This window comes from uncultured Maritalea sp., from assembly GCF_937139385.1.
Taxonomy (GTDB): Bacteria; Pseudomonadota; Alphaproteobacteria; order Rhizobiales; family Devosiaceae; genus Maritalea; species Maritalea porphyrae_A.
In genome coordinates, this window is record NZ_CAKZPW010000220.1 from 1 (window position 1) to 15331 (window position 15331).

At 49.8% G+C, this 15331-nt stretch carries 23 protein-coding genes; 15 read left to right on the forward strand and 8 right to left on the reverse strand.

Going from position 1 to position 15331, the window contains the following annotated elements:
• The 4 genes from ccoN to ccoP form a co-directional block, all read left to right on the forward strand.
• Positions 1 to 1118, forward strand: a 1118-nt coding sequence (gene ccoN, locus Q0231_RS09380; RefSeq protein WP_299347340.1) for a cytochrome-c oxidase, cbb3-type subunit I, incomplete at its 5' end; no start/stop codon positions are given.
• Positions 1119 to 1130: 12 nt separating this feature from the next.
• Complete coding sequence (ccoO, locus tag Q0231_RS09385; protein WP_269393478.1) at positions 1131 to 1862, forward strand: cytochrome-c oxidase, cbb3-type subunit II; 732 nt, start codon at positions 1131 to 1133, stop codon at positions 1860 to 1862.
• Positions 1863 to 1871: 9 nt separating this feature from the next.
• Positions 1872 to 2045 carry a cbb3-type cytochrome c oxidase subunit 3 gene (locus Q0231_RS09390; protein WP_269393479.1) on the forward strand — a complete coding sequence of 58 codons (174 nt, stop codon included), beginning with the start codon at positions 1872 to 1874 and terminating at the stop codon, positions 2043 to 2045.
• 4 nt (positions 2046 to 2049) lie between these two features.
• Complete coding sequence (ccoP, locus tag Q0231_RS09395; protein WP_269393480.1) at positions 2050 to 2916, forward strand: cytochrome-c oxidase, cbb3-type subunit III; 867 nt, start codon at positions 2050 to 2052, stop codon at positions 2914 to 2916.
• A 99-nt stretch (positions 2917 to 3015) separates the two neighbouring features.
• On the opposite strand, the gene Q0231_RS09400 is transcribed toward ccoP, so the two are convergent.
• On the reverse strand, positions 3016 to 3594 hold the full coding sequence (locus Q0231_RS09400) for a flavodoxin family protein (RefSeq protein ID WP_269393481.1): 579 nt from the start codon (positions 3592 to 3594) through the stop codon (positions 3016 to 3018).
• Between the two features lie 216 nt (positions 3595 to 3810).
• Here Q0231_RS09400 and Q0231_RS09405 point away from each other — a divergent pair, with 216 nt between their 5' ends.
• Complete coding sequence (locus Q0231_RS09405; protein WP_269393482.1) at positions 3811 to 4194, forward strand: helix-turn-helix domain-containing protein; 384 nt, start codon at positions 3811 to 3813, stop codon at positions 4192 to 4194.
• On the opposite strand, the gene Q0231_RS09410 is transcribed toward Q0231_RS09405, so the two are convergent.
• Positions 4195 to 4848 carry a DUF6058 family natural product biosynthesis protein gene (locus Q0231_RS09410; protein WP_299347345.1) on the reverse strand — a complete coding sequence of 218 codons (654 nt, stop codon included), beginning with the start codon at positions 4846 to 4848 and terminating at the stop codon, positions 4195 to 4197. It lies immediately after the preceding gene.
• A gap of 214 nt (positions 4849 to 5062) precedes the next feature.
• Here Q0231_RS09410 and Q0231_RS09415 point away from each other — a divergent pair, with 214 nt between their 5' ends.
• Positions 5063 to 5548 (forward strand): hypothetical protein, encoded by a 486-nt coding sequence (locus tag Q0231_RS09415; protein ID WP_299347347.1) that lies wholly within the window; start codon positions 5063 to 5065, stop codon positions 5546 to 5548.
• On the opposite strand, the gene Q0231_RS09420 is transcribed toward Q0231_RS09415, so the two are convergent.
• Positions 5549 to 5989, reverse strand: coding sequence for a MarR family transcriptional regulator (locus Q0231_RS09420; RefSeq protein WP_269393485.1), 441 nt, complete (start codon positions 5987 to 5989; stop codon positions 5549 to 5551).
• A gap of 110 nt (positions 5990 to 6099) precedes the next feature.
• On the opposite strand from Q0231_RS09420, the gene Q0231_RS09425 reads away from it, so the two are divergent.
• Entirely contained in the window at positions 6100 to 6570 is a 471-nt protein-coding gene (locus Q0231_RS09425) for a hypothetical protein (RefSeq protein ID WP_299347350.1), read from the forward strand.
• A gap of 12 nt (positions 6571 to 6582) precedes the next feature.
• Entirely contained in the window at positions 6583 to 6915 is a 333-nt protein-coding gene (locus Q0231_RS09430) for a hypothetical protein (protein ID WP_269393487.1), read from the forward strand.
• A 32-nt stretch (positions 6916 to 6947) separates the two neighbouring features.
• Here the strand turns inward: Q0231_RS09430 and Q0231_RS09435 are convergent, their stop codons facing one another.
• Genes Q0231_RS09435 through Q0231_RS09445 form a run of 3 tightly spaced genes read right to left on the reverse strand, consistent with a single transcriptional unit; the run spans position 6948 to position 8183 of the window.
• Positions 6948 to 7547: a GNAT family protein gene (locus Q0231_RS09435; RefSeq protein WP_269393488.1), complete on the reverse strand. Its 600-nt coding sequence runs from the start codon at positions 7545 to 7547 to the stop codon at positions 6948 to 6950.
• Positions 7548 to 7557: 10 nt separating this feature from the next.
• Positions 7558 to 7908 carry a cupin domain-containing protein gene (locus tag Q0231_RS09440; protein ID WP_269393489.1) on the reverse strand — a complete coding sequence of 117 codons (351 nt, stop codon included), beginning with the start codon at positions 7906 to 7908 and terminating at the stop codon, positions 7558 to 7560.
• Complete coding sequence (locus Q0231_RS09445) at positions 7905 to 8183, reverse strand: hypothetical protein (protein WP_269393490.1); 279 nt, start codon at positions 8181 to 8183, stop codon at positions 7905 to 7907. The genes Q0231_RS09440 and Q0231_RS09445 overlap by 4 nt, the downstream gene beginning before the upstream one ends.
• 161 nt (positions 8184 to 8344) lie before the next feature.
• On the opposite strand from Q0231_RS09445, the gene Q0231_RS09450 reads away from it, so the two are divergent.
• Positions 8345 to 8560, forward strand: coding sequence for a GDCCVxC domain-containing (seleno)protein (locus tag Q0231_RS09450; RefSeq protein WP_269393491.1), 216 nt, complete (start codon positions 8345 to 8347; stop codon positions 8558 to 8560).
• On the opposite strand, the gene Q0231_RS09455 is transcribed toward Q0231_RS09450, so the two are convergent.
• Positions 8557 to 9150 carry a TetR/AcrR family transcriptional regulator gene (locus tag Q0231_RS09455; RefSeq protein ID WP_299347354.1) on the reverse strand — a complete coding sequence of 198 codons (594 nt, stop codon included), beginning with the start codon at positions 9148 to 9150 and terminating at the stop codon, positions 8557 to 8559. The two genes, Q0231_RS09450 and Q0231_RS09455, sit on opposite strands and share 4 nt — an antisense overlap.
• Before the next feature lie 89 nt (positions 9151 to 9239).
• On the opposite strand from Q0231_RS09455, the gene Q0231_RS09460 reads away from it, so the two are divergent.
• Positions 9240 to 9596: a hypothetical protein gene (locus Q0231_RS09460; RefSeq protein WP_299347356.1), complete on the forward strand. Its 357-nt coding sequence runs from the start codon at positions 9240 to 9242 to the stop codon at positions 9594 to 9596.
• Positions 9597 to 10145 carry a DUF1772 domain-containing protein gene (locus Q0231_RS09465; protein ID WP_299347358.1) on the forward strand — a complete coding sequence of 183 codons (549 nt, stop codon included), beginning with the start codon at positions 9597 to 9599 and terminating at the stop codon, positions 10143 to 10145.
• Here the strand turns inward: Q0231_RS09465 and msrB are convergent.
• Complete coding sequence (gene msrB / locus Q0231_RS09470; protein ID WP_269393495.1) at positions 10119 to 10568, reverse strand: peptide-methionine (R)-S-oxide reductase MsrB; 450 nt, start codon at positions 10566 to 10568, stop codon at positions 10119 to 10121. The genes Q0231_RS09465 and msrB overlap by 27 nt on opposite strands.
• A 241-nt stretch (positions 10569 to 10809) precedes the next feature.
• On the opposite strand from msrB, the gene ccoG reads away from it, so the two are divergent.
• Genes ccoG through ccoS form a run of 4 tightly spaced genes read left to right on the forward strand, consistent with a single transcriptional unit; the run spans position 10810 to position 15299 of the window.
• Positions 10810 to 12384, forward strand: a complete 1575-nt coding sequence (gene ccoG, locus Q0231_RS09475) for a cytochrome c oxidase accessory protein CcoG (RefSeq protein WP_269393496.1) — start codon at positions 10810 to 10812, stop codon at positions 12382 to 12384.
• 1 nt (position 12385) lies between these two features.
• Complete coding sequence (locus Q0231_RS09480) at positions 12386 to 12859, forward strand: FixH family protein (protein WP_269393497.1); 474 nt, start codon at positions 12386 to 12388, stop codon at positions 12857 to 12859.
• Between the two features lie 8 nt (positions 12860 to 12867).
• A complete protein-coding gene (locus Q0231_RS09485; protein ID WP_299347361.1) occupies positions 12868 to 15144 on the forward strand; it encodes a cation-translocating P-type ATPase in 2277 nt (758 codons plus the stop codon).
• Entirely contained in the window at positions 15141 to 15299 is a 159-nt protein-coding gene (gene ccoS, locus Q0231_RS09490) for a cbb3-type cytochrome oxidase assembly protein CcoS (protein WP_269393499.1), read from the forward strand. Before Q0231_RS09485 ends, ccoS begins: the two co-directional genes overlap by 4 nt.
• Positions 15300 to 15331 lie beyond the last annotated feature (32 nt).

Here is a 15331-nt window from a genome sequence, read left to right on the forward strand (position 1 = left end):
GTTACTTGTTGGGATCGACCCAAGGCCGCGAATATGCAGAGCCTGAGTGGTACGTTGATTTGTGGCTAACTGTGGTTTGGGTTGGTTATCTTGTTTTGTTCATGGGCACCCTGATCAAACGTAAAGAGCCGCATATCTATGTGGCCAACTGGTTCTACCTCGCGTTCATTTTCACGATTGCTATGCTACACGTGGTCAATAACCTTGCGGTGCCTGTATCGTTCTTTGGCTCGAAGAGCTATTCATTGTTTGCTGGCGTTCAAGATGCTTTGACACAGTGGTGGTACGGCCATAATGCGGTTGGATTCTTCCTTACTGCTGGCTTTTTGGGCATGATGTATTATTTCATGCCAAAACAGGCTAACCGCCCAGTATATTCTTACCGCTTGTCGATCATTCACTTTTGGTCACTGATCTTTATGTATATTTGGGCGGGTCCGCACCATTTGCATTATACAGCCTTGCCCGATTGGGCGCAGACATTGGGCATGGTGTTCTCGATTATGCTCTGGATGCCTTCTTGGGGCGGTATGATCAACGGTTTGATGACCCTTTCTGGTGCATGGGACAAAATCCGCACAGATCCGATTATCCGCATGATGGTGATCGCGGTGGCGTTCTATGGCATGTCAACGTTTGAAGGGCCGATGATGTCCATTAAAGCGGTGAACGGGCTTTCACACTATACCGATTGGACCATTGGTCACGTGCACTCTGGTGCGCTTGGTTGGGTTGGGATGATCAGCTTTGGCATGATTTACTTCTTGGCACCAAAATTGTGGGGCCGTAAGCAGCTCTATTCTTTGCGGATGGTCAATTGGCACTTCTGGCTTGCGACCCTTGGTATCGTTGTATACGCGGCGGTGATGTGGGTTTCTGGTATCACCCAGGGCCTGATGTGGCGCGAATATGACGCGGAAGGGTTCCTTGTTTACTCCTTCGCTGAATCAGTTGCAGCGCTCAAGCCTTACTATATTTTGCGCGCAATTGGCGGCCTGATGTATTTAGCAGGTGGTTTGGTGATGGCTTACAATGTGTGGATGACCATTAAGGGCAAAACCCGCAATGAAAAGCCAATTGTTATTGCTCACACCGCATCCGCGCAGCCGGCAGAATAGGGGAGAGATCAAATGGGACTACTAGATAAACACGGCGTTATTGAACGTAACGCGACCCTATTGCTTGTTGGTGGCTTGGTTGTTGTAAGCATTGGTGGCATCGTTGAGATTGCGCCATTGTTCTACCTTGAGAACACGATTGAGAAGGTGGAGGGGATGCGTCCTTATTCACCTCTCGAGCTTGCAGGTCGTAACATTTATATTCGCGAAGGGTGCTACAATTGTCACTCTCAAATGATCCGCCCGTTCCGCGACGAAGTGGAGCGCTATGGGCATTATTCTTTGGCAGCGGAGAGCATGTATGACCATCCGTTCCAGTGGGGATCTAAGCGTACTGGGCCAGATTTGGCGCGGGTTGGTGATCGCTATTCTAATGAATGGCACGTGCAACACTTGATGGACCCACAATCTGTGGTGCCTGAGAGCATTATGCCATCGTACAAGTTCTTGGCAAAAGCTGAGCTTGGCTATGAGAATATTGGGGACCACTTGGTGGCGAACCAGCGTGTGGGTGTACCTTACACCGAGGAGATGGTGGCCAATGCTTATGCGGATATGACCGCACAGGCCGACCCAGAAGCTGATTGGGAAGGGGTTGAAACCCGTTATCCAAAAGCGGTTTTGGGGGACTTTGATGGTGACCCAACTCGGCTGACAGAAATGGATGCTTTGGTTGCCTATATGCAAATGCTTGGCACGCTTGTTGATTTGAGTGCGTACAATGCTGAAGAAAACTATCGATAGGAGCTGATGATGATTGATTACAATTCATTTCGGCATTTCGCCGATAGTTGGGGCCTTCTTTATATGCTGATTGTTTTTGTTGGGGTTGTGCTGTTCATGTTCCGCCCGGGCGCAAAAGATCACGCCGAGACAGCTGCCAAAATAGCACTCAAAGACGATCATGCACCTGAGGGGAAGGAATAGGTCAATGAGCGACAAAAAAGAAATTGACGACATCTCAGGCGTTGAGACCACTGGTCACGAATGGGACGGTATTAAAGAGCTGAACAACCCATTGCCACGCTGGTGGCTGTGGACGTGGTATGCCTGTATTGCTTGGGCGTTGGTCTATGTGATCTTGTTCCCGGCCATTCCTTTGATCAAAGGGGCAACACCGGGCATTCTTGGCTATTCCAGTCGAGGCGAGTTGGCCAAAGATGTGGCATTGGCTGCTGAAGCAAAGTCTGGTTCTGTGACCAAGATCGAAAATATGGAAGTCGCTGAGATTTTCAACGATGGTGATCTGACCCGGTTTGCTGTGCAGGGCGGTAAGTCCGCATACAAAGTCTATTGTTCGCAGTGTCATGGAGCCGGTGCTGAAGGCGCTTCTGGTTTTCCAAACTTGAATGATGATGATTGGCTATGGGGCGGCACAATCGAGGACATTTACACAACTATTGCCCATGGTATTCGGTATGAAGCTGATGATGACACTCGTCTGTCAGATATGCCTGCTTTTGGCGATATTTTGGAAACAGCTGAAATTCGTGCCACGGCAGATTTTGTGGCCAGCCTTTCAGGTATAGAGCACGACGAAGCCCATGTTGACGAAGGCAAAGCCTTGTACGAGGAAAACTGTGCGGCCTGTCATGGTGATTTTGGTGAAGGTATCCGTGATGTGGGCGCGCCTAAACTCAATGATGCATTGTGGCTTTATGGCGGTACGGTTGACCAAATCGCAACGCAAATTGCGCAGCCTAAACATGGTGCAATGCCTGCATGGCAGGCCCGCTTGGGTGATGCTACTGTGAAGCAATTGGCTGTTTATGTGCACTCTTTGGGTGGTGGCGAATAAGTCACTTCCAAAGCTACGTGTTGTTCCTTGGAGGGAACATACCCCGGGATGTCTTATGGTTCCCGGGGTTTTTTGTTTTTCGCCGCTAGACGAGTTCGGTTAGGCCGCTTGTGTGCGGTTGAATCTGTTGGCAATCTCTGTGACTTTGCGGCCTAAGAGTTTGGCTGTTTCTAAGTCTGAGGCGATCGGACCATGTTCGGGTCCTTGGTCAGCGTTTGACTGAGCCATCGCTCCCAATGAAGCGCCGAGGCGGTTGACGTCTTCAACTGATCCTTCAGACGAATTGTTGCCTGGGGCCAAGCCCAATGGAACCCACAGCATGCCGTGCTGTGCCGCAAGAATTGACAGTTGTTGAAGCGTTGAGTGTTTATCCCCGTTTTGGCTGGACGAATTGGTAAAGCCTGCTGCGATTTTGTCCTGCCAGCCGCGGGTGAACCAAACTTTTGACGATTTATCGGCGAAGGTTTTGAACTGGGCTGAAACACCGCCCATATAGGTTGGCGAGCCGAATATAATCGCATCTGACGCCTCAAGCGTTTCCCAATGATCGTCAACATCATCAACTGGGATCAAGTGCACCTCATCATTGGTGTTGGCCGCAGCACCATCGCGTACAGCTTCGGCTTGTTTTTGTGTGTGGCCATAGCCAGAATGATAGACGATTGAAATTTTTGACATGGTTTTACTCACTAATTGTTGGTTCGGGCCAAGCCTGATCATCATTCGATGAGTGACTTGCTTGACATCAAATTGCGCATTAGGATAAAAATCACAAGAAGGCACTATTTTGTAATGTAGATACAAAAAGTATACCAAGCGAATTGGTGAAGTGCGATTTGGCTTGGATTTGCTGGCATTCGCTGGATAATGGTGTGCTTAAGAGCGGAGAAAAAAATGTGCGATTTTGAACATAAGGCCGGCGTTCAATTGCCACAAAACCTGTCGGAGCAGGAAAGAAGTCAACTTTGCCCCGTGGTGTTTGCCATTGGCCAATTGGGGGGCAAGTGGAAATTGATTGTGTTGCACAATCTGGTTGATGGGCCGATGCGGTTTGGCGAATTGCGCCGCGCGATCCCTGATATTACGCAGCGCATGTTGACCTTGACCCTGCGCGAATTGGAAGAGGATGGCATCGTAAACCGTAAGGTCTTTGAAGTGGTGCCGCCCCACGTTGAATATTCCATGACCGATTTGGGCCAACAACTTGCCCCGGTCATGGATAGCTTGCGGGCTTGGGGGCGTGCCAATTTTGCCTTAAAGGTTGAAGCTGTCGCCTAGCTAAGACTTCAGATAGGTCGCTCGTACATTTACGATGCAGCGTTGACGCGACGAGCGTAAGCGCTCGTGGGGCGCGAATGGCGGCTCAACTTGATCTAGGGCGTTCACCACTTTCAAAAGGCTTTCCAACTCGACGTCGTTGTTCTTTTTTGGCTGGTGCTGCAAAAATCGATCGATTGTGCTCACCAGCGTTTGTTTGAGAACAATTGTTTCTGGCAGCCCATTCGTTGTGCAAACGCCATAAGTCCCATCAAGAAAATGTCGCCATGTTTCGTCTCGTCGTTGTTTACTGAGTGATGTCAGTTTTTCGCATCCCACATTTTGAACATGTTGCGCTATCTCTGTTTGCCTGAATTGCTCAAATGCCTTTGCGCACCGGCTTTCAAAATAGGCTTGCGCTTTTAAGCCGGTCTCAATTTGCTCAGCCTTCAAATCGAACAACCATTGGCGTTGCCCTGTGGCGAAGAAGTGAAGTTCTGATTGTTCTGAAAATGCTCCAAAATAGGAGCTGCACGTAAGAGGGGCGATCACCTCATACGATGGTTTTGGGGCGCACTGGTTTTTGATTTGCCGGTCGAGCAGGGTGACATCCTTATCAAACATGGTGAGCAGATGATCGCGTTCGTGAAAGAATTGAAACAGGTAATTCAGCATTGTTGGCTCCGGGTTATGTCTTACCCGTAGCGTTTTTGGTTAGGGAGTTGTTTCGGCGCGCGCCGAGATGTGCATTTCACGTTACGTGAACTGCACGGGTGTGTTGATTTGCGAATGTGGCCCCGTGGTTCGCGCAAATTCATGTGCGCTTTCTATTCCAATTGGCCATTGGTTTGTCATCAAACAAAGCGCACAGGCGGAGATGAAGATGATAATGCAGATTTTGACAAAGACACCGATTTGGGTTTGGCCCCTATTGATCGGCTTGGTGGCACTCGGACTGCGGGCCAGCAAAGAACGCTGGATGCCAGCTGTGATGATATATTTCATGCCGCTGCTCGGTTTATTGTCGATCAACAATATGGTTGCGTTGCCCAATCAGATCTTGGTTTGGTCTGTATTTGCGGGATTCTATATTGTTGGCGCGCTGGCTGGTTTGCGTTGGCAGGCGAAGTGGACACTTGGCAAAGAGGGTGGCCGGGTCCAAGTGGCGGGTGAATGGCTCACCATGATCACCATCCTTGTGGTTTTTTTGACCAGCTTCTTGAACGGTCTATTTGTCGCCATTGCGCCAGACCTTGTGGCAGTGCCCGCCGTTTATTTGGGGCTTACCCTGATTAAGGGGACAATCTCAGGGATCTTTATTGGGCGGGCCTTATTTATCTGGCGGTTCATGAATGTTGACCCGAAAATCGCGTAACTATTGGTCATTGATCTTTTTGACTTGGGCCAAGAACTTTTTGAATAGCTTGAATTGTTCTTGTCCCAAGTGGTTTTCATATTCGGATTCAATGTTTAGCTTCACCTCGTTGGCAAGGGTGAAAGCTTGCAATCCAATATCTGTGAAACGCACTAGTTTTGCCCTCTTGTCTTTCGGGTTTTGCGTGCGCACGATAATGCCATCACGCTCCAATTTGTCCAAAAGCTGTTGGACTGCCTGTTTGGACAATGAGGTTTTGGTCTGTAGCGCGGTTTGTGAAATACCGTTTGGCCCAATATGCATGGTGAGCATGCCCGGTGCACCATCGAACCAGTCATAGCCCTTAATAACCATTTCTCGAATTAGCCTTTGGCGCCAGCTGTGCGCGGCACTCCATAAATCCAGTCCAATATGGTCGATCAATTCCGGCTTTTTGGTCAAGATGCTTGACTTTCTATCGATTGATATATAGTCAATTTGCTAGACTAAATAGGAATGGTGTGCAAGTGATCTCAAGAAGAAAAGCGCTCAGAATAATTGGATTCTCCACATTGAGTATGGCGAGCGTGCAGGCGCTGGGATTTCAACAAACGCAAGAATTGGCATTGGATAATTGCCGGTTTGTATGGTGGAGAGATGCTTCGCGGTTGCGCTGCACGTTTGTTGCGCCTGCGCGTGGATGGGTGGCCGTTGGTTTTGGGCCTACGTTGGATATTATTGGTACACGGTTTGTCATGGCTGATCCGCAACTGGATAAGCTTAGATTTGTCGAAATGCTGGCGGCACCAACAGGGCCGATGCCCTATCCAACTGGTTCGCAAGTCCGCGCTTTTCAAGCGATTACCGGGGGGCGGGACACCAACTCTGCTTGGGTGTCTTTTGCGATGGCCCTACCGTTTTTCAATGGTGAAACCGCACTGGTCCGGCCAAAGCAAAAGGCAAACTTGATGCTTGCTTGGTCCACATCAACTGATTTTGCCCACCATAGCGCATGGCGGCGCCACATAAAAATCGACGTTTAAACAAGAGAGAGAATGATGAGTACTTCAAATCTGAGTGAGCAAACCATCCAAGTGTTATTGAGCGGCAATACGGTTTATCTTGAAACCATCGAAGGCGCAAAAGGCCATGTCTATTATGCGCCTGAGGGCACTGCCTATATGCAGCACTTCGAGCATGGCCGCTTGCACGGCCCTTGGCAGTTTACAGAAACGGGATATCGCGTTGTCTGGAATAAGGTCGGTGAAATCGCGTGGCAGTTGCGTCATGAAGACAGTCAGGTCGCCTATTATTCGGCGGAGGGGGTGAAGCGGGCGCGGGTTCTTAAACTCGTTTCAGGCGATGCAGAAAAACTCGCTGCTCAATAAACTCAAAACGCCCGAATAGATTTATCACCCAATCAGTTGCGCGGCATGTCCATTTTCCATTGCAAATTAGCTTTTACGCTGGGCCATTCGTTCGGAATAATCGAATAAACGGCCGTGTCGCGCACCGTGCCATTGGGCAAGACCGAATGCTGGCGCAAGATGCCATCCAGTTTAGCGCCCAACCGCTCAATCGCATTCCGGCTTTGGTGGTTCATAATGTGGGTGCGAAATTCAACGGCGATGGCATTAAGCGTTTCAAAAGCGTGGGTGAGCATCAAGATTTTGCACTCAGTGTTGAGCGGCGACCGTTGCACAGATTTCCGGTACCAAGTGGAACCAATTTCTAAGCGTTTGTTGACGCTATCAATATTCATAAAAGTGGTCATACCGACCACTAGACCTGTGGTTTTATCGATGATCGAAAAGGGCATCATGGACCCGTGAGCCATCAGTTTTAGCCGACGGGTGATTTCGCTTTCCATTTTGTCAGGTGAAGGCACACTCGTATACCAAAGGCGGTGCAATTCGCCGTCAGCTGCGGCTTCTTGCAAATCGGTAAGGTGGTTGTGTGACAGCGGGACAAGTCTGACGTGTTGCCCTTCAAGCGTGATCGGTTCAACCCAGTTTGACATTATGGATATCCTATATATTTACTTTTACCGCAGCAGTTTTGTGGTCGCCTGAGTTCGGTGTGCCTTTGGGTTCAATGAGCAAAACACTTGCGCCATTTTTGGTGGAAGGCTTGTGCTCGACCCCTTTGGGCACAACATACATTTCACCCGGACCAAGGGTAACTGTTTTATCCGGCATTTCAATGGTCACATCGCCCTCAATCACTAAAAAGAAATCGTCCGTGTCCGGGTGCGAATGCCAGGTGAATTCACCATCAAATTTGGCCAACATCACTTCATTGCCATTATAGTTCGAGATGATTTTTGGCGACCAGCAATCAGTGAATTTGGAGAGTTTTTCTTTTAGATTTATGGCGGTCATGACGATGTTCCTTTTGGAGCGTGGCGGAAATATTGGATGATCCCGAGAATTGAAATGATGATCCAAAAGAATTCAATTAGCGCCGATGCAAGATTGAAATTCACATAGAGCGATGCGCCAATAAGCAAGGAGCCGACTAGATTGATCACTGGGAAGGCAAGATCAGTGGCGCTCATTGTGCGCATTTGCGTCAGAAAATAGGCCAGAACCACCATTAAGGTGCCAAATGAGCCGACATAGTCAATCCAAGTGATTTGAGCAAAGAATGCAAACATGAGGTTTGTCCGGTGCAAAAGGGCAATGGGCGGGACCCGCATCAAAGCGCAGTTTGGTGATTTGCGCTAGTCCTCAACTCCACCCCAATTGCACAATCTTGCGAAAAAAGTGATTGGGCAGTACGGCAAAATCGGGGCAGGATCGGATGAAGGTGGGGAATATGACAAATCAAAACGTTAATCTAAATTCACAAATTACCTGTCCGCATTGCGGTCACAAATCTGTTGAACAAATGCCAACGGACGCATGCCAATATTTTTACGACTGTAAGGGATGCGCAAAAGTGCTTAAGCCGAAAGCCGGAGACTGCTGTGTTTATTGTTCTTATGGCACGGTGCCCTGCCCGCCGATCCAAGAGGGGAAGGCGTGTTGCTAGGAGAAGTTGAAAAGCTTCTTGGTCAAGATCATCGCTTTATCGGCACGCGCGTCTATTTCAGCTGACGTTGGTTCGGCCAGGGTTCCAATGGCTCTGCGAATCTGTTGATCTCCTACCAACAGATTTAGATAAGTCTGAGCGGTTTCTAGCGCTTGGTCATTATCCATAGGACCAAGGTCTGAGAATAGTTTCACGATCATGGGGAAAACGGTCTCACGGCCAGCTGCTGAAAGTGCATGGCCCAACTCTCCTGTGGGGTCAGCGGCTGCGGCGCGATTGAGCGCAATGGCGCGCTCACTGAGCAACAGTTTCAGCAGGATAGGTCCAAGTTTAGCAAGCGTTTGTTCTGGTGAGCACTGGGGATGTGTGCTGTTTTGCAAAAGGGTGCGCACTTGTTCCGCATTTTGTTCGATCAGTTCTTTGAACAGGCCCTGTTTGTCCCCGTACCAATTGTAGAGCGTTTCGTTTGACGCTTTAGCGCGCTTGGCGATAGCGAGCATGGATGTGCCCAAATAGCCTTTTTCTTCAATCAATGCGTATGCAGCTTCGGCAATATCTTGTTTTTTTTGTCGTCGTTTTTCTGCGCGCATATTTCTTCCAAAATTGTTTCTTGACAAATCCGTACACTGCATTACGTATATTTGCAACCGTACACTAAATTACACTTTAGGAGGTCGCTATGATTAGTTACGTAAAACCATCTTTGATCATGCTGATTGTCTTGCAGCTCACCATGATCTTCTCGCTGTTTTTTAAAGTGCCGCCGCATCCCCCGATCGCAATACCTATTTCAGGAATTGGCCCATTGATTGGGGTTTCAATAGGCGTTGCGCTCATGGCGATATTGATTGATCCAGCAAAGGACCGCGTGGCGCGCATATTGTCAGTGATTGCAGTTGCACTGGCGCTTATCTCTTATGGACCACACAAGTATATTGACCCGCAATTCCCGCTCATCTGGCCGGCAGTTATTGCAGCACAATTGGCAAGTTTGGTCATTCTTGTGGGCGTAGCCTACAAAAGACAGGGGGCTTAAGTGACACAATTGGGTCGACAAACCTTTAGCCCATTTGAGGCGCTGCTAATGCTATCGCTTGTGGCCAATGGGCTGATGTTGGGGTTCTTCTACGCTTGGGTCTGTTCAACCATGTGGGGGTTAGATGCTGTTGATCCGCGCGTCGCGATTAGCGCGATGCAGGCTATGAACGCATCAGTGCGCAACTTTGCTTTTGGACCCGTGTTTTTCGGCACGCCCTTTTTATTGCTGGTCACCGCGTTGATCGGGTGGCGGCAAGGCGTTAATCGTACGGCAAGATTGTTGGGCCTTGCAGGCTTGGTTCTCTTATTCGGTTATCTAGTGCTCACAGCGTTCATAAATGTCCCAATGAACGTAGCGCTCGGGCAACAAATTGTGCCGCAAGAAATGGAAGCGGCACAACTCATGTGGGAGAACTATAGCCCAACTTGGCAGTTTTGGAACACGACGCGATTCATTGCCACCGGGATAGGCTTTATTCTTGCTGTTTGTGCGGCAGTTATTGTGTTGCCAAACGAACGATTAGCTTTGCGGGAACAGGTCCAATAGATCGCCGTAGCCTTCTTTTTCCATTTGGTCTTTTGGCACAAAACGCAAAGAAGCGGAATTGATGCAATAGCGCAGGCCGCCTTGGTCTTGTGGGCCATCGTTAAACACGTGGCCCAAATGGCTGTCACCATCTTTAGAGCGTACTTCGGTGCGCACCATGCCTAAGGTTTCGTCGGTTAGTTCGGTGACTTGTTCTTGCACAATGGGGCGGGTGAAGCTGGGCCAGCCGCAACCGGCATCATATTTATCGGATGAGGCGAAAAGAGGTTCGCCCGAGACGATATCTACGTAAATGCCGATGTCATCTCGGTTCCAAAACTCGTTCTGGAACGGGCGCTCTGTGCCATTTTGTTGGGTGACGCGAAATTGTTCTGGGGTCAGGCTTTGAATGGCCGCATCAGATTTCTCATAGCGTTTTGACATGTAGCACCTCGCATGGTTAAAATTATTCATCCCTAGTGGCCTAAATAGCCATCGATTGGCATTCCATCAAGCTTTTGCGTAAACACATTTGATGCACAGTGATGTGATGATGCGTCAAACAAAGGGTGCGACAGGCTGACCCGTGCGACAGCATGCGCCAACAGTTTGACCCATATCAAAGCTATAGATGTTAAATACTGGCATAAGCGCTATTATAGCGATCGATAGGGACCGGGTCGGCATGAATAAACAAGCAAATTCAGACAAGACGTCTGGGGTTGATCAATTTGATGTGGCAGCAGTAAACGCGGCGAACAACCGTCCAGCTTTATATGCGCCGCGAGAAAAAATATTCCCCAAGCGGGCTTCCGGTTTCTTCCGGCAATTGAAATGGGTGATCATGATCATCACCCTTGGCATCTATTATTTAACGCCTTGGTTGCGTTTTGATCGGGGCGAATTTGCCCCAGATCAGGCCGTTTTGGTGGATTTGGCCAATCGGCGCTTCTATTTCTTTTTCATCGAGATTTGGCCGCAAGAATTTTATTATGTGGCAGGTCTTTTGGTTATGGCTGGGGTTGGCCTGTTTTTGGTTACTTCAACCGTTGGCCGCGCGTGGTGTGGATATGCTTGTCCGCAAACGGTTTGGGTTGATTTGTTTTTGCTTGTCGAGCGGTTCTTTGAAGGCGATCGCAATCAACGCATAAAGCTGGACAAGGGCCCTTATGATTTCAATAAGGTCTGGCGAAGGCTCGCAAAGCACTCCAGTTGGATTTTAATCGCTGTAGCCACGGGCGGCGCGTGGATCTTTTATTTCGCAGATGCGCCCACGCTGGCGCTGGATGTGATCCGGTTTGAAGCGCCTGCCATTGCATATTTCACGATTTTGATTCTGACGGCCACCACCTATATTTTTGGCGGTTTTATGCGCGAGCAGGTATGCACTTATATGTGCCCTTGGCCCCGCATTCAGGGAGCAATGTTGGACGAGTTTTCGCTGACGGTGACCTATAATGATTGGCGCGGGGAGCCGCGCAATAAGCACACCAAAAAAGCCATCAAAGAAGGTAAACCCGTTGGTGACTGCGTGGATTGCAACGCCTGTGTTGTGGTGTGCCCCATGGGCATAGATATCCGGGACGGACAGCAGCTTGAATGTATCACATGTGCCTTGTGTATTGATGCTTGTGACAATGTGATGGACAAATTGGGCAAAGAGCGGGGCCTGATTTCCTACGCGACGTTGAACGATTATAATACCAATATGGAACTGGCCATGGATGAGGCGAATATTATTCGGCCAGATCGGTTGCGGGACAAAGCGGGCAAGTTTGTTGATGCCATCAAGCACACAAGTTTGCAGACGATTGTGAGATGGCGCACACTGATCTATTTTGGCGTTTGGGCGGCAATTGGATTGGCTATGTTGGTGGTTCTGTCTATGCGGGATCGGCTGGACGTGAACGTGCAACATGACCGCAATCCACTGTTTGTGGTGCTTAGCGATGGAGCTGTGCGCAACGGCTATGATGTCAAAATTCTCAATATGACCCCAGAACCGCGCACCATGAAACTCACGATTGTTGGTCTGCCCGGTGGGGAGATGACACTGGCCAGCTCGCAAAACGAGCCTCAGCAGTCTATAGTCTTGGACGTGGAGCCAGACAGGGTGTTGCCATTGCGGGTTTATGTGCGCACAGATCCGAAACTTCTGACAGAACAACCAACAAAGTTCACATTTTTGGTGGAAGACATTTTTGGCGACGAGTCGTCACAAGAATTGGTGAAATTTGAAACACCGAAAGTAGGGGAATAGCATGGCCGAAACCAAGCAGCGCGAGTTTACCGGAAAGCACATGATTTTGGTGGTGGTGCTGTTTTTTGGCACCATCATAACGGTCAATTTGATCATGGCCTATTTTGCGACTTCAAGCTGGACGGGCTTGGTGGTGAAAAACTCATATGTGGCCAGTCAGCACTATAATGAAAAGCTTGAAGCGCAACGGGCGCAGGCGGCGCTTGGCTGGACACCGCTGCTGTCTTATGAGGGCAAAAAGTTGGTCTTTGATCTAAAAGATGCCGCTGGTAAGCCAGTGGTTGCGGGCTTTGCTGAAGCTGAACTGCGACGCCCAAGTTACGAGCGCGAGGACCAAGTGATAACATTGCTGCCGCAAGAGGGTGCTTTTGTTGCCAATCACGATTTTGCCAAAGGCGCGTGGGATGTTTTTATATCGCTGACTAGCGAAAATGGCACCCCTTTCATCTATCGTGAGCGCATTGTCGTTCAATAGGAGCCAAGATGAGCTGTTGTGCCCCAGGCATTGAAGCGGCCAATGAATTGGCTGAAAAAGGCCAGAGCAAAATTGACAATGAGAGTTTGATCGCAGGTTCCATCGATTTGAAGGATGGACGGCGTCAGCTTGAGTTGGCGGTGCCCGATGTGCATTGCGCAGCCTGTATGCGCTCAATTGAAAGTGAATTGAGCAAGTTAGAGCCAGTTGAATTGGGGCGCGTCAATCTTTCCACCAAAAGGGTAAAAGTGATCTGGCGCACCCAGACAGACTTTGCGCCAACCGAATTGGTGAATGCGGTCAATCGTGCGGGTTATCGCGCTATGCTGCTTGAAGCGGAAGACGAAAACGCAAAAGACAAAACCTTCTCCCAATTGGTGCGTGCGCTCGCGGTTGCGGGCTTTGCGGCCATGAACATTATGTTGTTCTCCATTTCGATCTGGTCCGGGGCGGACGCTTCCACTAGGGATTTGTTCCACTGGATTTCAGCACTGATCGCCATTCCCGCGGTTGCTTTTGCCGGGCAGCATTTTTTCCGCTCAGCTTTTGCAAGTCTAAAGGTTGGTCGCCTCAATATGGATGTGCCCATATCTCTTGCGGTGATTTTGGCACTGGGGTTGAGCGTTTTTGAAACGGCCAATTCGGGTGAACACGCCTATTTTGATGCTTCGGTGACCTTGTTGTTCTTTTTGTTGATTGGGCGCACGCTTGACCATTTGATGCGAGAGCGGGCCAGATCCGCGGTGCGCAATCTTGCTTCTTTGGCCCCTCGCGGGGCGTTGCAGCGGTTGGATGATGGTCGTCATAGCTTTATCAAGCTCAATCAAATCGAGGTGGGGATGCGCCTAGACATCGCAGCGGGAGAGCGCATTCCGGTCGATGGATTTGTGGTGCAGGGCAATGGGGAAATTGATCTTAGCCTTGTCACTGGTGAATCAGCCCCTGAACCGGTGTCTAAAGGGCATTTGCTGTTGGCTGGTGCAACCAACTTGTCTGGCATGATCACCATGCAGGTGACAAAGCCGGCGCACGAAAGCTTTTTGGCCCGCATGGTGTCGATGATGGAAGCGGCGGAAGGATCACGCGCTGGATATAAGCGGATTGCGGATCGGGCGGCGGAAATCTATGCGCCGGTTGTGCATTTATTGGCGTTGGCGACGTTCCTTGGTTGGGGGTTGTACAATGGGGATTGGCACCATGCATTGGTCACCGCAATTGCAGTTCTAATTATCACTTGCCCTTGTGCGCTGGCTTTGGCGGTGCCGATTGTGCATGTGGTGGCCGCTGGGCGCTTGTTTGAACGTGGCATGATGATGCGTGATGGGGCCGCATTGGAGCGGTTGGCGAAAATTGACTATGCGGCGTTTGATAAAACCGGCACCCTGTCGCAAGGCAAGCCTGAGTTTGTTTCTCAAACAGAGGGCGGCACACCTGAACTTGAAATGGCTGTTCGCTTGGCCCGATTGAGTCATCATCCCTTTTCCAAAGCCCTGGCGCAGGCACACAAAAGCATCACTGTGATTGATTTTGATCAGGTTGATGAGTTGCCCGGACAAGGCATTGAAGCCAGACTTGGTGGCGATGTATGGCGGCTGGGACGGGCAGCATTTTGTGCGGCCCAAGACGAAGGCGATGAGGGGCTAAGTCGGGTATATTTAGCCAAGAACGGGGTTCCTGTTGGTGTCTTTGAGTTTGAAGATCAATTGCGCCCCGAAGTGCCAGCAATGATTGAGCGATTGCGCGCCCAGGTAAAGGGCATATCGTTATTGTCCGGTGACCGCAAAGCGCCGGTGCAATTGGTGGCCAAGCAGCTGGGGTTGAACCAGGTTCAATGGGGATTAACGCCGCAAGAAAAACTTGATCAGCTCACAGCTTTAGAGAAAGCGCACAATCGGGTGCTGATGGTTGGGGATGGCATAAATGATGCGCCATCATTGCGGGCGGCCTATGTGTCGATGGCCCCATCAAGCGCTGCAGACGTGGGCCGTAATGCTGCAGATTTCGTTTTGACCCGAGATCGTTTAGATCAAATTCCATTTGCTCTTACACTGGCAAAACGCGCCGCCAACGCTGTGAAGCAGAATTTTGGATTGGCCATTGCATATAATATGGTGGCCATTCCTTTGGCGATTATGGGCTTTGCGACCCCGTTGGTGGCTTCGATCGCCATGTCGACCTCTTCAGTTTTGGTGACCTTGAACGCGCTGCGGTTGCGGATCGACGCAAAAGAGCGCAAAGTTCAGATTCCATTGTCCACCAACCAAAAAGTGATGCCGGCCGAATGACACCCTTATTGATTATTATTCCGGTTGTGTTGCTGGTTGGGGTGTTGGCGCTTGGGGCTTTCATGTGGTCGCTTAGGGCGGGGCAATATGAGGATATGGATGGGGCCGCCCAACGCATCTTGGACGATAGCGCGGATGATCAACCGCCAAAGTAACAAGTAGCTTCGGTTCTTGGGGAGGAAATCGT

Excerpts from the sequence above, each read along its gene's own strand:
- Q0231_RS09480 (WP_269393497.1), top strand. The coding sequence starts at position 12,386 with ATGGCCGAAACCAAGCAGCGCGAGTTTACCGGAAAGCACATGATTTTG.
- Q0231_RS09400 (WP_269393481.1), bottom strand. The coding sequence starts at position 3,594 with ATGTCAAAAATTTCAATCGTCTATCATTCTGGCTATGGCCACACACAA.
- Q0231_RS09405 (WP_269393482.1), top strand. The coding sequence starts at position 3,811 with ATGTGCGATTTTGAACATAAGGCCGGCGTTCAATTGCCACAAAACCTG.
- Q0231_RS09450 (WP_269393491.1), top strand. The coding sequence starts at position 8,345 with ATGACAAATCAAAACGTTAATCTAAATTCACAAATTACCTGTCCGCAT.
- Q0231_RS09455 (WP_299347354.1), bottom strand. The coding sequence starts at position 9,150 with ATGCGCGCAGAAAAACGACGACAAAAAAAACAAGATATTGCCGAAGCT.
- Q0231_RS09415 (WP_299347347.1), top strand. The coding sequence starts at position 5,063 with ATGCAGATTTTGACAAAGACACCGATTTGGGTTTGGCCCCTATTGATC.
- ccoS (WP_269393499.1), top strand. The coding sequence starts at position 15,141 with ATGACACCCTTATTGATTATTATTCCGGTTGTGTTGCTGGTTGGGGTG.
- Q0231_RS09435 (WP_269393488.1), bottom strand. The coding sequence starts at position 7,547 with ATGTCAAACTGGGTTGAACCGATCACGCTTGAAGGGCAACACGTCAGA.
- Q0231_RS09440 (WP_269393489.1), bottom strand. The coding sequence starts at position 7,908 with ATGACCGCCATAAATCTAAAAGAAAAACTCTCCAAATTCACTGATTGC.
- Q0231_RS09445 (WP_269393490.1), bottom strand. The coding sequence starts at position 8,183 with ATGTTTGCATTCTTTGCTCAAATCACTTGGATTGACTATGTCGGCTCA.
- Q0231_RS09460 (WP_299347356.1), top strand. The coding sequence starts at position 9,240 with ATGATTAGTTACGTAAAACCATCTTTGATCATGCTGATTGTCTTGCAG.
- Q0231_RS09430 (WP_269393487.1), top strand. The coding sequence starts at position 6,583 with ATGATGAGTACTTCAAATCTGAGTGAGCAAACCATCCAAGTGTTATTG.
- ccoG (WP_269393496.1), top strand. The coding sequence starts at position 10,810 with ATGAATAAACAAGCAAATTCAGACAAGACGTCTGGGGTTGATCAATTT.
- Q0231_RS09410 (WP_299347345.1), bottom strand. The coding sequence starts at position 4,848 with ATGCTGAATTACCTGTTTCAATTCTTTCACGAACGCGATCATCTGCTC.
- Q0231_RS09390 (WP_269393479.1), top strand. The coding sequence starts at position 1,872 with ATGATTGATTACAATTCATTTCGGCATTTCGCCGATAGTTGGGGCCTT.
- Q0231_RS09485 (WP_299347361.1), top strand. The coding sequence starts at position 12,868 with ATGAGCTGTTGTGCCCCAGGCATTGAAGCGGCCAATGAATTGGCTGAA.
- msrB (WP_269393495.1), bottom strand. The coding sequence starts at position 10,568 with ATGTCAAAACGCTATGAGAAATCTGATGCGGCCATTCAAAGCCTGACC.
- ccoO (WP_269393478.1), top strand. The coding sequence starts at position 1,131 with ATGGGACTACTAGATAAACACGGCGTTATTGAACGTAACGCGACCCTA.
- ccoP (WP_269393480.1), top strand. The coding sequence starts at position 2,050 with ATGAGCGACAAAAAAGAAATTGACGACATCTCAGGCGTTGAGACCACT.